Source organism: Verrucomicrobiota bacterium, from assembly GCA_039192515.1.
Classification (GTDB): domain Bacteria; phylum Verrucomicrobiota; class Verrucomicrobiia; order Methylacidiphilales; family JBCCWR01; genus JBCCWR01.
Genome location: JBCCXA010000021.1, coordinates 13,423 through 27,108 on the forward strand (window position 1 = coordinate 13,423; position 13,686 = coordinate 27,108).

Genomic DNA, 13,686 nt, shown 5'->3' on the forward strand with positions numbered 1-13,686 from the left:
ATGAAAGTATATACTAAAGAAGAAATAGTAAATGAGGTGCTTGATATCATCAAAGACATGACTAGTGACTGGGAGTTCGACGACTTTGATGGGGAAATTGGTGATGAAACCAAGCTAGTTGGTGATTTATCATTTGAGTCGGTGGAGATCGTCCAACTCATGGTATCGCTTGAACAACATTTTGGAATCAAGAACCTTGCTTCAGAAAAATTACTTCTTAAGGATGGTCGCCAAGTAACAGATCTGACTGTTCCTGAAATAGCTGAATTCTTAAACACTCAAATGGAGGAAAGATCATGAAAACTCTGCTCCTAGGTCTTGATGGTGCAACATTCACTGCACTTAACCCTATGATTGAAGCTGGCGTTATGCCCTTCATGAAATCCCTCATTCATAAAGGAGTAAAAGCCGAGCTTATGTCCACACCTTGCCCTGTGACCCCACCAGCTTGGACCTCTATGATAACAGGCAGAGGACCCGGTCATCACGGGATCTTTGACTTCATTCGTTCTGAAGAAGTGAACGATGAAAATGGCACTCGCCTTTCATTCCGTTTGGCCAATGCACGTGATATCCAGTCAGAACCTATCTGGCAATTAACCGCTAGACAGGGAAAGAAAACAGGCGTTCTAAATTTTCCAGCTACCTATCTATGTTATCCATTTGATGGATACATCGTCCCTGGTTTTGTGACTTCACGTGTACTGCGCTCCGGAACTTATCCGAGAGCATTCTGGGATCAAATTAAGGACTTACCTGGTTTTGACGTAAAGGATACTTCATGGGACTTAGATGAAGGAAGAAAGCCTTTGGGAAGCTCTCTTGACTTTCAAAATCTTAAAACGTGGATCGATTACCTCAAGCGCAAAGAAAACGGTTGGTTTGCCATTGCCAAAGAACTCATCGAAAACACGGACACCGAATTGATCGCTATGGTATTTGAGGGTGTTGACCGTTTACAGCACCAAGTTTGGAGACTATTAGATCCTGAGTTCTACCCCAAAAACCCGGAGCCTTGGGAAGTTGAAGCTAGAGATTATTCTTACACTTATTTCAATCACCTGGATGGATTATTAAAGCAACTCGTTGAAGCTGCGGGAGAAGAGTCCAGAGCAATAGTAGTCTCAGACCACGGCTTTGGCTCAACAACGGAGGTCTTCTATATCAATGCTTGGCTGGAAAAAGAAGGTTACCTCACATGGAAATCAACCGCAGAAGAGGATGACAAGGAATCTCTTACCGCTCATAACATGAGAGATCATTTTGAGACCATCGATTTTGATAAGACTGTTGCTTATGCTAAGACAACTAGTGCAAACGGTGTCTATATTCGTATTGCTAAAAAAGAAGGCCAAAGCGGTATAGCTCCTGAGCAACACGAAATGTTTTGTAAAGAAATCGAGACCAAATTACTCGATTGGAAAGACCCCAAGACTGGAACTCCTGTGGTAATCAACACCATCAGACGCGAACGTGCATTCCCAGGCGTAGCCATGGAAGAAGCTCCAGATATTACCGTTTATTTACGTGATGGCGGATTCATTTCCATTATGAAATCTAATGAGATTGTGAAGCCTCGCTCTGAAGTCAAAGGAACTCACCGACCCAACGGAATCTTTATTGCATCAGGCAAGAATATCGAGAAGGGTAAAGAGATCGGCAAGCTTTCTATATTAGATGTAGCACCAACCCTGCTCTATAGTATGGGCCTGTCTATTCCTACTAATTATGATGGCAAGGTTGCTTTGGATGCTTTTGACTCAGACTACATTACAGTAAACCCTCCTGTTATTGCTGATGTAAGCCAAGAGGATGAAGTTGCCAAGAACTCTAAAGCTGGGGATGTTGAGGAAAATGATGAGAATGTCATTCTAGAGCGTCTGAAAAGTCTAGGCTACATGGAATAACATCATTGAGTATAGCATTAGCAAATAGACTGGGAGAATACTTTGCCTAATTTACAGACGAATCGCCTTAAGATCTCGTTCCAACAGCGCGGCTCTGGACCAGACCTCATTATGATTCATGGCCTGGCAGCCAACCAGGCCTTCTGGCATTTCAAGATTATGCCTCATTTTGTGGAAGACTTTCATGTGACAGTATATGATTTAAGAGGTCATGGGCTATCTGAAATGCTGCCTGAAGGCTATGTCACCAAAGACCTAGCTGAAGATCTACTTAGCATGATGGACCAGCTTGAAATCGAGAAAGCGCACCTTGTCGGACATAGCTACGGAGGTGCTGTTTCATTGCACTTTGCTGCCATGTGCCCAAACCGAGTTCAAAGCTTGTCCTTAATAGATTGCCGTGTTCAGTCCCTACAACCCATGCATGGTTTTGATGACATTAATTGGTGGCATGATCGCAAGATGCAAATCGAAGCGAAAGGTGTCACCATTCCAGAGGGTACTCCTAAAGTAGTCTATGCCATGCTTGAAGAATTGATACCCATGATTGAGTCTGGAGATGCAAATACTAACGCACTACCTGGACTTATTTTAAATAATGGGTCTTGGGATGGAAAGAGTCGATCCGCCAAACGCTGGATGAAGCTAGTGCAAGAAACCACTTTTACCAATGACTTTAACAAAGTCGCCGAGCTGACATCTGATTTGATTGAATCAATCACAGCTAGGGTTTTATTACTCTATGGTGGGGAATCCCAATGCCTTGATACCTGCATTGAACTACAAAAACTTTTGCCAGAGGCAAAGGTGGTAATTGCTCCCAATCTTGGTCATTTTTTCCCCATGGTCCGTCCCGATGTAGTCGTCGATCATGTTAGAAATTTTATCCTAGGTAACAAGTAAAGGGGAAAGTGGAAACCTTAATTAAACCTCGCGAACACCCCACGGCCTTGGATTTCAAAGACTTTGAGCTTGTTGGTGTGAATGGAGTGACCGAAGGATGGAACGCCTATCCTCATTCCATGGAATTTTTCGAAGGTAATCTATTCGTCGGAACCACACGAGCGGCCCTCTGCATCCTTAAAAGAAAAGGGAGGGTTCTACCTCCACCGCCGTTTAGCTGTTGGCCTATTAAGTGCCCCTACCCAGAAGATCCCAAGATCATGCGAGCTCAAATTCTAAAGTTCAATATGAAGTCACGGACTTGGACGAAACTCTGGGATTCTCCCTATCACGTAGATGAAGAAGGAAAGACCTTTGCCAGAGAAATGGCTTACCGAGGCATGACCACCTACCAAGGCAAATCAGATCCTAAACCTTGCCTCTATGTAGGTTCTTTGTCTACTTGGGGAGCAAAAATTTTACGCTCTGAGGATGGCGTCACATTTAAGGAGTGCCCCGGCAAACTTCCCGGAACATCTGTGCGCACACTTTGGCCTTTTAGAGGCAAGCTCTACACTTCATGTGTAGGTATTGCCGGTCGCGATGCAAACGAAAGTAAAAATGCTTGCGTCATGGAGTCCGTGGATCCTGCCAAAGGTATTTGGCGGGATGTTAGTCTCCCAAGCTTTGGTGACCCAAGTAATGTGAGTTTCTTCGATATCGCAGACTTTAATGACCATCTCTATGTCACGACCATGAATATCAATAGTGGTTTCCAACTTTGGAAGAGCAAGCTAGAGGGAAAACCTCCCTACAAATGGACTAAAGTCATTACTGCTGGAGCCTATCGAGGATTTTTAAATGAGTTTGGTCTTTCCTTGTGTGCGTTTGGTGATGCTCTTTATGTAGGCACCGGAATAGCTGGAGGCGGCTATGACCGCTTTCATAAAATTGGGTTAGGACCAGCTGAACTCATCCGTGTATTCCCGGACGATTCTTGGGATCTAGTTGCAGGTGTTCCCCGGGTTACTCCAGATGGAGTCAAGATGCCTATCAGTGGACTAGGCCCGGGTATTGATACTTTTATGAACGGTTACATTTGGCGGATGTGTGTTCATAATGGTTGGCTTTATATCGGAACTTTTAATTGGCCAGCCTTTTTCAAATACAACCCCCACGGCTTATCCAAAACCCCTCCAGAAACCCGCAAGTTTTATGAAAAACTTTTGCCAGGTAATAGCATCGAAAGATTCATGGATACCTATGGGGGTTGTCATTTATGGAGAACACAAGATGGCAGAAATTTATATCCCGTAACACGTAATGGCTTTGAAAATATTTACAATGCTGGTATTCGAAGATTTGTTTCAACTCCTCATGGCATGTTTGTAGGCACGGTCAATCAATTCGGCCCCGAAGTCGCAATAAAAAGAGGTGACGAGTGGGTTTATGAAAACAATCCACGTGGGGGCATTGAAATTTTTCTAGGTAATAAAGATTCGACTCCTCAAGAGGAAGTTGAGCGCATCGTTTTAAATTCTCCTCATACTAGACAAAAAAATTTAAGAGATAAACAGTTTCGCGATTGCAAGTCAGACTTTGAAAGACGCATCAATCTTTTTTTATATGCTGCCTATTTGGAGGAGGCGCTAGATGACCCTGGGTATCAACGTATTGGCTACTGGAAAGGTTCTGAGAAAACAATTTCGGGGGCTTGTAATAGCTTGGTTGATCGCTCACTAAAATTGTTACCCAACGAGAATGCTGGCTCCGTATTAGATGTGGAGTGTGGCAAGGGAGGATCCACTCACCGACTCAACAGTCACTTCCCTGGAAAAGTTGTAGGGGTTGATCAGTTACTCATGCATATTGACTTTGCTAGCAATCGCTTTCCCGACAATCCATGCTATTTTATGCGCCCAACAGAGCTAGATTTCCCGGATAACAGTTTTGATTCCGTTTTCTGCTACGAGAGTATGCCGTTCATGAAAACTAGGAAACTCTTTCTCAAGGAAGTTTCCAGAGTCTTGAAACCAGGGGGTGTCCTTATTGCCACCGACATGTTCTTTGACCGCAAAGCGACAAGAATCAACAAGGGCATGTATAGACAAAACCATGTTCGCTCTTTAGAGGACTATGAAAAAGTTTACGAAATGGCAGGACTCAAATTAGATAAATGTGAAGATCTGACATTCGAGACTGTGATGCCTTTTAGCCGAGTGGCTACCTCACTTATGACTCAGAAATACCGAGCACGCAAATTGAGTGAAGAGGAGTTTGGAAGAGGCATGGCTTTTCTTTCTCGCTTTTTACTTTTTGTAAGACGTTACCTGATGGTATCAGCATTTAAAAAATAGGGAGTTATTTGCCCAAAACTGGAGATAAAGAAATGGAGATAATTGAAACACCAGAGGTTGTAACCTCTTATGAGCCTTTTTCAAGGGAACCAGAATATATTGAAGGAAACAGACAGTTTATTAAAGAACTACCATTTAAGTCGGTCAATTGCATGTTGGATCTAGCCTGTGGCACTGGAACCATCTCTGAGCTAGTCCTTGAGGAAAATCCAGATATCACCATTTATGGTTTGGATTTATCACGTGAGTCTTTGGAATTAGGACAAACTGATTTCAAAGCCGCGGGCTTTTCAAGTGAAGACGAGATCATTCTCCGGAAACAGCAAGAAGACCAAATCGCAGAGATCCTCCTCATAGAAGGAACTGCTGATTGCCTACCCATGAAAGACAATTGGGCAGAAATGGTTTTCCAGGGACATTCCATTCACATGATTCCTGATCTTGAGAAACTACTTCTGGAAATCCACCGCGTGTTGACTCCTGGTGGAATCTTTGCTTTTAATAGCTCCTTCTATGCTGGTAGCCAAGCTGAAGGCACCGACCACTTCTATCAACTATGGTGGAAATTTGCCCTCCAATACATTACGGAAAAAAGCCAGACACTGCAGGCCGAAGGAAAACCTGGTATTCCTAGAAAACGAGGAACTGCCAAGAGAGCAAAGCCTTGGATGAGTAAGGATGATTGGTTTGAGCTGCTCAACAAAGTAAATTTACAAATCGAGAAGGTTAATGAGCGAGTCATCATGATGAGCCAGAGTAGTTTTGAAACCATCGGAGCCTATTCTGGAATGGCTGAACTGATGCTCAGTGGCTACCCGGTTCAAGAAGCATCAGAAGCTCTCATTGCTGGGGTTAGACCGGCCTTAGAAGAAGTCGGAGAGAAAGAGCTTCCCCGACTATGGCTAGAGTTTATCTGTAAGAAACCATAAACAAAATGGCAAGACTGCAAAATAAAACCGCTATTGTCACAGGAGGGAGTAGTGGAATAGGACAAGCTTGTGCCTTAGCTATAGCAGAGGAAGGGGCTAATATTGTCATTGTCAGTCGGAGCCAACAGAAAATTGATAAGACAGTAGAAGCAGTAGAAGCGCTCGGAGTCAAAAGCATAGGACTAGCCCTTAATGTGGGAAATCCTGAGGATATGAAAAAGATGGTTGAGAAAACCATCAAGTATTTCAGAACTGTGGATATCCTAATCGCATCGGCTGGGACAGGCGGGTCTCAGACCACTCAACGAGGTGTCCCCTTTGCCTTTGTTCAACTTCCTCTAGAAGAGTGGGAAGAAGTAATCGACATCAATTTAAAAGGCGTGCTTTTTAGCAATCAGGCCGTTCTACCAACTATGATTAGACAAGGTAATGGTCATATAATTAATGTCTCTTCTTCCCGCGGCGCAAAAAGAGGAAGAGAGTTTGTGGCAGCCTATAGTGCCTCTAAGCATGGCGTCATGGGCATTACAGAATCTGTGGCGGCAGAGATGAGCCGCTATAATATAAAAGTGCAAGCCTTTCTACCTGACGTCGTAGACACACCTTTACTACAGAAGACTAAGGATTCCGTAGCACCTTATGGCACACTCACGAAAGAGGGTGTGGGTGATTTTGTTGTAGAATTATTAACTCAGCCTGAGGACGTCTATTTAAAAGATCCTCTTATTGCACCACATGGTGGAATGGCTGCATACAAATATTAAGGAAAATAATCATGAGTGAAGTAGAGAAAAATGCGGATGGCCTAGTTGCAATCATCACAGGTGGAGCGAGTGGCATTGGCCGATCAACAACAGAGAGATTAGCCACTTTTTGCGACGCCATAACCATTGTCGATATTAATGAAGATAAGATCAAAGAGACAGAGACTTGTGTTCAACAGAAAAACCCCTCGCTGCAAGTATTAGGTATGGCAGCCGATGTTCGGAATGAGGAGCAGATGGAAGGTATGGCCGAGAAAACCACGGAAGCATTTGGACGCATCGACATTCTTGTCCACTCTGCCGGTATTCTTCGCATGCCTGGAAGTGGCCCTCGCCTACTGCCCGACATTTCTTTCGAAGAATGTCACATGGTCATAGATGTTAATCTGAAAGGAACTTTTCTTTCCAATCGTGCTGTTCTCAAAACCATGATGAAACAAGGTTCTGGAAGTATTGTAAACATCGCCTCTACCTCAGGTATTATTGGTCGCCCTTTTGATTCTGTTTATTGTGCTTCCAAATTTGGTGTGGTTGGCCTCTCAGAATCTCTGGCTGAAGAAATGGCCCGCTATGGTATCAAAGTCTTCGCTGTTCTTCCCGATGCTGTGGATACGCCCCTATGGGATCAAAATGGCCCTGTCTCCTCGCCTGACTGGTCCTTACAGCCTGATCGTATCGCCGGCGTAGTAGAATATCTCTTAAAAATTCCAGCTGATACTATGCTCGAGAACATTGTTGTTAAACCCTTCAAAACCCGTAAGCGCAAGAGAAAGAAAAAGCCAGAGGCTGTGGCAGAGGCCATATCTGCTTGACTACATATTTATCTGACGACTGTATGTCTTCCGGACCTTTACAGCTTAAGTACTTAGGCACCAATGAGTCTTCCTCCCTGTACATCGCCAATCAGCTTTTTAAGGCGCGTCTATGGGAAGAGGCTAATGGATATGCTGACAGATACCTGGAATTTAAGCCCAACTCCCCCACAGCATTGTTAGTAAAGGTCAGGTATTATCTTGTTCAGAAAGAGTTCGAAGTAGCCATCGACTTGTGTAACAAGATCATCGAATTGAATGAGTGTTCTGCCTTACCCTATTTACACCTTGGGCACATAGCCTTTGCTGAGGGAAATGAAGAACATGCGGCAAAATGCTACGAGCAGGCCTTGCAATTAGACTCCCAACTCTTCCCCGGGCAATTCATGCTAGGCATTTGCCACCATAAGCAAAAAAATTGGCGAGACGCTGCCAATGCCCTCACTAATGCCGTAGAAATAAATCCAAGTCAAGTGCTTGGCTGGATTAGTCTAGGAGTGGCCTACAGTGAAGCTTATTATAACGAACTCGCTATCGAAGCTTTAGAATCTGCTTTGGAACTCAACGCCTATATCCCTCACACCTACTATCACTTGGGAAGATGCTATATGCGAATCGGTGATTTACCTAAGACTGAAGAGTGTTTTGAAAAAGCCGAATCTTGTAATCCCAAGGACGCCTTCATTGAGCTAAAGCGAAGCCAAATGCTTTTTGAAGAAGGTAAATACTCACGCGCAGAGGATATCTTAAATGAATTGAAGCATCGCTACCCAGAGTGGCCTATGGTAGATCTTCACAAAGGCGAATGGTATTATGAACAGGGAGAATATCAACTAGCCATAGATGAATACCGTAAGGCTCTAGAAGCCAATCCCTCGTCAACAGAGACCTATTATAAATTGAGTAAAGCCTATGAAGCATTAGGCCAGCTAGATGACGCTATTGAAGAAATCCGAGAAGCACTAAGATACGCACCGCATATCGAACTTTTGGACGTTGCTTTGGCAAATCTACTTGCCAAACAAAATCATTGGGACAAAGCTGAAGAGTATTACCAAAAAGGTTTAAGCCAAGATCTAGGTGAAAGCCAAAGTTAAAGATATAAGTGATTAATTTTTAAATAAGAAAACAGCAAATAATGGATCAGAAAAATAAATTTCCCTCAGTTGATGAGATGCGAGCTAAATTATCCTCCATGCAAAAAAGACGACGGCAAGCAGCCCTCAAAAATCGTGAAATGGTTGATTATTCTTTAGAAGGATTACGATTAACCGGGGTGCTCCAGCAACTGCAAGCTCTGCAAGCGATACAAGGTCTCGCCGAACTAAAACCTAAAAAAAGATCCAAGTCGCAGCGCTTTCATATTTCAGAAAATGATGCAGAAAGAGCCATGATGAAACAATGGCTACAATTCAAGGCAGACTGGTTAGAAGCATTACTCGAAGATGCCATGGACGAACTAGTTGCCATAGAGGACTTTGAAGAAAAACTCAATAAGACTTCTAACAAAGAAGAAAATTCTGAATAATTTGATCTCTATAGCAATCAAAAGGATAATGCAAAAATTAACGAAATATCATAGAGTGACAGCAGTTAGTTTACTTATGTCACTATCCTATTTTACACCATCGCATTCTAACTATGCCGCTTCAGTATCTAGCGGGAGTGACACTATTGATCTCTTTAGTGGGAATAAAATTGGCTATAAAGTGTCAAGAGTAAAAGCTCCCACCGGCTCCCTTAAAACTAACGCTGTTGATGTCGCCATCTGGTATCCCACAGGTGCCACCAGTGGTCCCAAAGCCGAGTATATCTTTGGACAAACACGTTCAACATCTGATGCCATTAGAGATGCCCCTGTCAAGTCAGGCTCCTTTCCTTTTCTTATCTATTCACATGGTGTGACTGGAGGAGGAACCAGCTCGGCCTTTATCTGTGAGTCATTAGCTCGTAAGGGATTCATCGTGGCAGCCGCTGACCACACTGATAAATATTCCTTTACCCGTATTCGTGAGCCAGTGCAAGAGCTGAAGGATATGAAAGCCCTAAGGAAAGTTGCAGTACTCGCCTATATGGAGCGTGTCCGAACAGTGCTTCTAAACAGAAAGGCCAAAGAATCCCGCAAATACATTTCTTATCGCCCAAGACAAGTCAAAGCAACAATTGACTATATGCTTAAGGACGTCACCTTTAAGAACCATATCGATTCCAACCGTGTTGGTATGTTTGGCCATTCCTTCGGAGGTTGGACAACACTTTCTGTATTAGGAACCATTCCAGAATATCACGACCCCAGAATTAAAGCCGCCGTTGTTTTATCAAGTGCCGTTAACAAGAATATCTTTTCTCGAGAAGAAATGGCCAGGATCAAAGTTCCTGTCATGTTTATGTATGGTGAGAGTGAAGTGAAGCAAGGAAGGGGCAGTGACCGTGAGCACTTTTACAATCCGACTAATTCGTCCAAATACCTTGTAGGCATCAGGGACGCAGGTCACTTGACCTTTGCTGGTGGCGGTAAAAAAGCTCCACCTCACGTCAATAGCTTTTTAAAGAATGATCCGGCTAGAACAGCCATCACCCGCTATACTGTAGCCTTTATGCAATATTACTTCGGCAAAGATGAGCCTGCCCAACAACAGCTCGCTATCAAAGGAAATTATGTAACCGAATATATCAAAGAGAAATAAACAAAAGAATAGAAAGACATAAAGCGATGAAAACTGACCTAAGCGAAATGCTATCTATCTTAGCATGCCCAGTTACTAAAAGCTCACTTACCCTCCAATCCGATGAACTTGTCGGTGAAGTAGGAGGCTTGAGGTACCCCATCGAAAATGGGATTCCTGTCCTCTTACCTGAAAAGGCTAAGCTTCCTCAAGGTTTTGCTAGCTTAGAAGAATTCAAGACTGCTTTTGTAAAATAAAGTGCTGCTTCATCAGTTAATCGAAGAAAAAAATAACTCATTCTATTAGTGTAATGCTGCGACTGGATCGCGGCAGCTAATGTTTGTGCAACCTTCACCACTTACTCAGTTAGTAGTAGAATATACATTCTTAATAAAGTGTGCACATAGAGCATGTTTGAATTGAATTTAGGCCTAGTTTAATAAGAAGATACTCTAGGTATCACTATCTTGCTACTGTTGATCTTCCATACAATCCAAATACCCAAACCTACCAGACACCAACCCATTACAAGTTGCGGAGCAACTGAAGTCCAACTTAGTTCGGATAGTTTGGGCTGGACAGTTCCTTGCTCCTTCATCACTTCATTTATTAACACCAACATACCATTATTAATGATGTGTATGAGCACAGCAGGCCAAACACTCCTAGATTTCCAAACAATAAAACCTAATAAAACCCCTAGAATAGCTGTCGGTATAAAGCGGTAGAATGAAAAATGAATCACGCCAAAACAAATAGAAGTCAATATAATGGCTGCCTGTGGAGTCATAGTTTTGGTATTCATAAATCCTTTCATAAGTACTCCTCGAAAAACAAATTCTTCACACACCCCTGGTAATACCGCAAATAGCAACAATAATACAGGCAACGAATAGCCTGCCATCAAATCGCTAAATGCTCTAGAGAAGCTCTCATCCCAGACATCGGGAGGAGGAAATACTAAGAAAAAGGGAAGTGCTAAAGACCAGCCACCTAGACCAATCAAAACCGCTCCACCCCAGTTACCAACTTTAGGTAACTTAAGCCAATCCATTTCACTCCATGGAAACTTCATCAATTTCCACACTCCCAGCGGCATTAACACAAGCCAGCCAATCATTAATATACTGATCTGGAAAATAAAATCTAATTTGATTAAGGCAAATTGGATGGCAATCGAACCAAGGATTAATAGTAAGAACAGGAGAAAACTAAATCGAGCATTAGGCTTTAAAATACCGCCCTCCTTCAAAGTAATCTTTTCCAAGAAACTCATTTCCTCATAAATTCCTCCACCCTGCAGCCGAATAACTCTTTTGGCTATAGCCAGGGCGATGACTGCATATAAAATATTAACACCTAATACTGGCCATAAATAGACCCAAGAGAATTCCAATGACAAAACCGCTTTAATAAATAATGCTAAACTAGCAATAGGAATCCAGCACCATTGCTCATTTAACACGATATCGGGTTTGAGTGTCACTGCCGCAGGCGCTAAAAAGAGCATCATAAAGGGCAACATAAGAGATTGACTGAGCTTATAACTCCTCGCACAACTTGCCACGCACATGGCTAATGCACTATAAATCGCAGTCATAGGCAACAAACAGATGAATGCTACTAGAAAGGGCCAAAGACTTAGTTCAGCATTGATATCAACATTAAATAGCTTTCCGAGCAGCACTCCAAAAGCAAAAGGCAGTAAATTGAAACCCGCTCCTAACATGCCAAATAAAACGACATTCATAAACTTGCCCGTAATCACTTCTGACGAATGGACAGGTGAGATCATTAAGGTTGTAATAGTATTAGCTTCTTTCTCTCCTGCTATCGAAGCAATGGCAGGCACATAAGCACAAATCACAGCATAGGTGATTAATAACAATGGAAGCAAACTGCTCATAAGGCTTAAAATTTTAGATCCAAAGTAAATATCCTTGGTCGAGAGAGGATCTAGGGTCGAATAATCAAGGCCTGCATTCTTAAGCTTTTCCTGCACCATTTGATTCTCAAGCCTGCCGATCTCCTTCTCTAAGATTTCTTTCCCACCTTGAGCATTCTGATTAGACCATTCAAAAAAACGAACGGTTTCAAAGTTCTCTTCATTGCCTTGCATGGAACGTACCAAGACCAATAGATCTACTTCTTCCTTATTAATGAGACCTTTGATTCCTCCATAGATCTCAGGCACAGCCTTATCCCACTCATACGCTGACAACCACGCCCGCCTGTGCATAGAAACATCCCGCATGGCACCTTGAACATCAATCTTGGAATCTAGCTCCATAAGAAGGATATCTTCGTATCTTTCTAGACGCTCAAATAAACCGGGGATCTCATCGCCTCCGAGCATCATTCTTATCCTGTTATCTTGAGAACTTTCTACTACCTGCTGGTTGTCAAGCCCAGTCGCTGATTCCTTTTCTTTATCGGAAGTCATTGACTGAACACCAATGACCTCAAACATGAACAGACTAAAAACTCCCCCCAGTACCCAGATAAACAAAGGAAGTCCAAAAGTAGTTAAGACAATCTCAACATCACGAAGACCATCTAGGAATTCACGGCGAAAGACATCCCATACTACACGTCCACGCATCATCATGCATCTACCTCACTACAGCGGTCCTTTTCTAGATCATTCATCTTTTTAAAAAAGGCTTCTGACAAATTCTCTGTCTTGTTTTCTTTTAGAATTTCTTTAGTGGTACCTTCTGCCACTAAAGATCCCCTATGAATAAGCCCAATCCGGTCACACACAGACTCTGCTTCACTCATAATGTGGGTTGAGAGAATAACCGCTTTGCCAGCCTCACGTTCCTTCAAAAGAATATCCATGACAAACTTACGCCCTAAAATATCCAAATTGGCTGTAGCCTCATCTAGGATCAAAACTTGAGGATCGTGCAATAAGACCCTCGCTAGATTTAGTCGCTGCCTTTGCCCACTAGAAAGCTTGCCAATTTTCTGCTTGGCAATTTCCTCGATCCCCATGAGCTGCATCATCTTTAGCACACGCTCTTTTCTTTGCTTACCTCTTAATTCATACATCCCAGCAAAAAAGAATAACAAATCCCGAACAGTTAGCCTTTTATAAAGCGCTGTATCTTCTGACAGCAACCCGAAAGAGGCTTTATACTTTAAGGGATTATCTTTTATGCGCATACCACACAGCCTAACCCATCCGTCATCAGGCTCTAAGATGCCAGCTAGCATACGTAGAGTTGTCGTTTTTCCTGCTCCATTTGGTCCTAATAAAGCATAAATTTCCCCAGACTTAATTTTTAATGAAATATTTTCAACCGCCACCAGGTCACGATATCTCTTTGTCACTCCCTCAGCCCTTACCAATTCCTCAGTCGTCAT

General features: G+C 42.9%; 13 protein-coding genes. 11 read left to right on the plus strand and 2 right to left on the minus strand.

The features are described 5' to 3' along the window. From AAGA18_10310 to AAGA18_10360, 11 genes are read left to right on the plus strand one after another with little or no spacing between them, the layout of a single operon-like run. On the plus strand, positions 1-300 hold the full coding sequence (locus tag AAGA18_10310; protein ID MEM9445732.1) for an acyl carrier protein: 300 nt from the start codon (positions 1-3) through the stop codon (positions 298-300). Further along, a complete protein-coding gene (locus AAGA18_10315; GenBank protein ID MEM9445733.1) occupies positions 297-1,907 on the plus strand; it encodes an alkaline phosphatase family protein in 1,611 nt (536 codons plus the stop codon). Before AAGA18_10310 ends, AAGA18_10315 begins: the two co-directional genes overlap by 4 nt. A 42-nt stretch (positions 1,908-1,949) precedes the next feature. After that, a complete protein-coding gene (locus tag AAGA18_10320) occupies positions 1,950-2,810 on the plus strand; it encodes an alpha/beta hydrolase (protein MEM9445734.1) in 861 nt (286 codons plus the stop codon). Positions 2,811-2,818: 8 nt separating this feature from the next. Continuing rightward, positions 2,819-5,146: a class I SAM-dependent methyltransferase gene (locus tag AAGA18_10325; GenBank protein ID MEM9445735.1), complete on the plus strand. Its 2,328-nt coding sequence runs from the start codon at positions 2,819-2,821 to the stop codon at positions 5,144-5,146. A gap of 8 nt (positions 5,147-5,154) precedes the next feature. Then, a complete protein-coding gene (locus tag AAGA18_10330) occupies positions 5,155-6,075 on the plus strand; it encodes a class I SAM-dependent methyltransferase (protein ID MEM9445736.1) in 921 nt (306 codons plus the stop codon). A gap of 5 nt (positions 6,076-6,080) precedes the next feature. After that, positions 6,081-6,839, plus strand: coding sequence for an SDR family oxidoreductase (locus AAGA18_10335; protein ID MEM9445737.1), 759 nt, complete (start codon positions 6,081-6,083; stop codon positions 6,837-6,839). A gap of 11 nt (positions 6,840-6,850) precedes the next feature. After that, positions 6,851-7,651: an SDR family oxidoreductase gene (locus tag AAGA18_10340; protein ID MEM9445738.1), complete on the plus strand. Its 801-nt coding sequence runs from the start codon at positions 6,851-6,853 to the stop codon at positions 7,649-7,651. Further along, on the plus strand, positions 7,648-8,748 hold the full coding sequence (locus AAGA18_10345) for a tetratricopeptide repeat protein (GenBank protein MEM9445739.1): 1,101 nt from the start codon (positions 7,648-7,650) through the stop codon (positions 8,746-8,748). The genes AAGA18_10340 and AAGA18_10345 overlap by 4 nt, the downstream gene beginning before the upstream one ends. Positions 8,749-8,789: 41 nt before the next feature. Continuing rightward, on the plus strand, positions 8,790-9,179 hold the full coding sequence (locus tag AAGA18_10350; GenBank protein ID MEM9445740.1) for a hypothetical protein: 390 nt from the start codon (positions 8,790-8,792) through the stop codon (positions 9,177-9,179). A gap of 28 nt (positions 9,180-9,207) precedes the next feature. Continuing rightward, on the plus strand, positions 9,208-10,338 hold the full coding sequence (locus tag AAGA18_10355; protein ID MEM9445741.1) for a dienelactone hydrolase family protein: 1,131 nt from the start codon (positions 9,208-9,210) through the stop codon (positions 10,336-10,338). Positions 10,339-10,364: 26 nt separating this feature from the next. Next, positions 10,365-10,574 carry a Trm112 family protein gene (locus tag AAGA18_10360; protein ID MEM9445742.1) on the plus strand — a complete coding sequence of 70 codons (210 nt, stop codon included), beginning with the start codon at positions 10,365-10,367 and terminating at the stop codon, positions 10,572-10,574. A 179-nt stretch (positions 10,575-10,753) separates the two neighbouring features. Here the strand turns inward: AAGA18_10360 and AAGA18_10365 are convergent, their stop codons facing one another. Both AAGA18_10365 and AAGA18_10370 read right to left on the minus strand, forming a co-directional pair. Beyond that, a complete protein-coding gene (locus tag AAGA18_10365; protein ID MEM9445743.1) occupies positions 10,754-12,925 on the minus strand; it encodes a CPBP family glutamic-type intramembrane protease in 2,172 nt (723 codons plus the stop codon). Continuing rightward, positions 12,922-13,686, minus strand: coding sequence for an ABC transporter ATP-binding protein (locus AAGA18_10370; GenBank protein ID MEM9445744.1), 765 nt, complete (start codon positions 13,684-13,686; stop codon positions 12,922-12,924). The genes AAGA18_10365 and AAGA18_10370 overlap by 4 nt, the downstream gene beginning before the upstream one ends.

Coding starts and splice junctions, on each gene's coding strand:
- AAGA18_10350 (MEM9445740.1), top strand. CDS start 8,790: ATGGATCAGAAAAATAAATTTCCCTCAGTTGATGAGATGCGAGCTAAA.
- AAGA18_10335 (MEM9445737.1), top strand. CDS start 6,081: ATGGCAAGACTGCAAAATAAAACCGCTATTGTCACAGGAGGGAGTAGT.
- AAGA18_10360 (MEM9445742.1), top strand. CDS start 10,365: ATGAAAACTGACCTAAGCGAAATGCTATCTATCTTAGCATGCCCAGTT.
- AAGA18_10310 (MEM9445732.1), top strand. CDS start 1: ATGAAAGTATATACTAAAGAAGAAATAGTAAATGAGGTGCTTGATATC.
- AAGA18_10365 (MEM9445743.1), bottom strand. CDS start 12,925: ATGATGATGCGTGGACGTGTAGTATGGGATGTCTTTCGCCGTGAATTC.
- AAGA18_10315 (MEM9445733.1), top strand. CDS start 297: ATGAAAACTCTGCTCCTAGGTCTTGATGGTGCAACATTCACTGCACTT.
- AAGA18_10340 (MEM9445738.1), top strand. CDS start 6,851: ATGAGTGAAGTAGAGAAAAATGCGGATGGCCTAGTTGCAATCATCACA.
- AAGA18_10370 (MEM9445744.1), bottom strand. CDS start 13,686: ATGACGACTGAGGAATTGGTAAGGGCTGAGGGAGTGACAAAGAGATAT.
- AAGA18_10355 (MEM9445741.1), top strand. CDS start 9,208: ATGCAAAAATTAACGAAATATCATAGAGTGACAGCAGTTAGTTTACTT.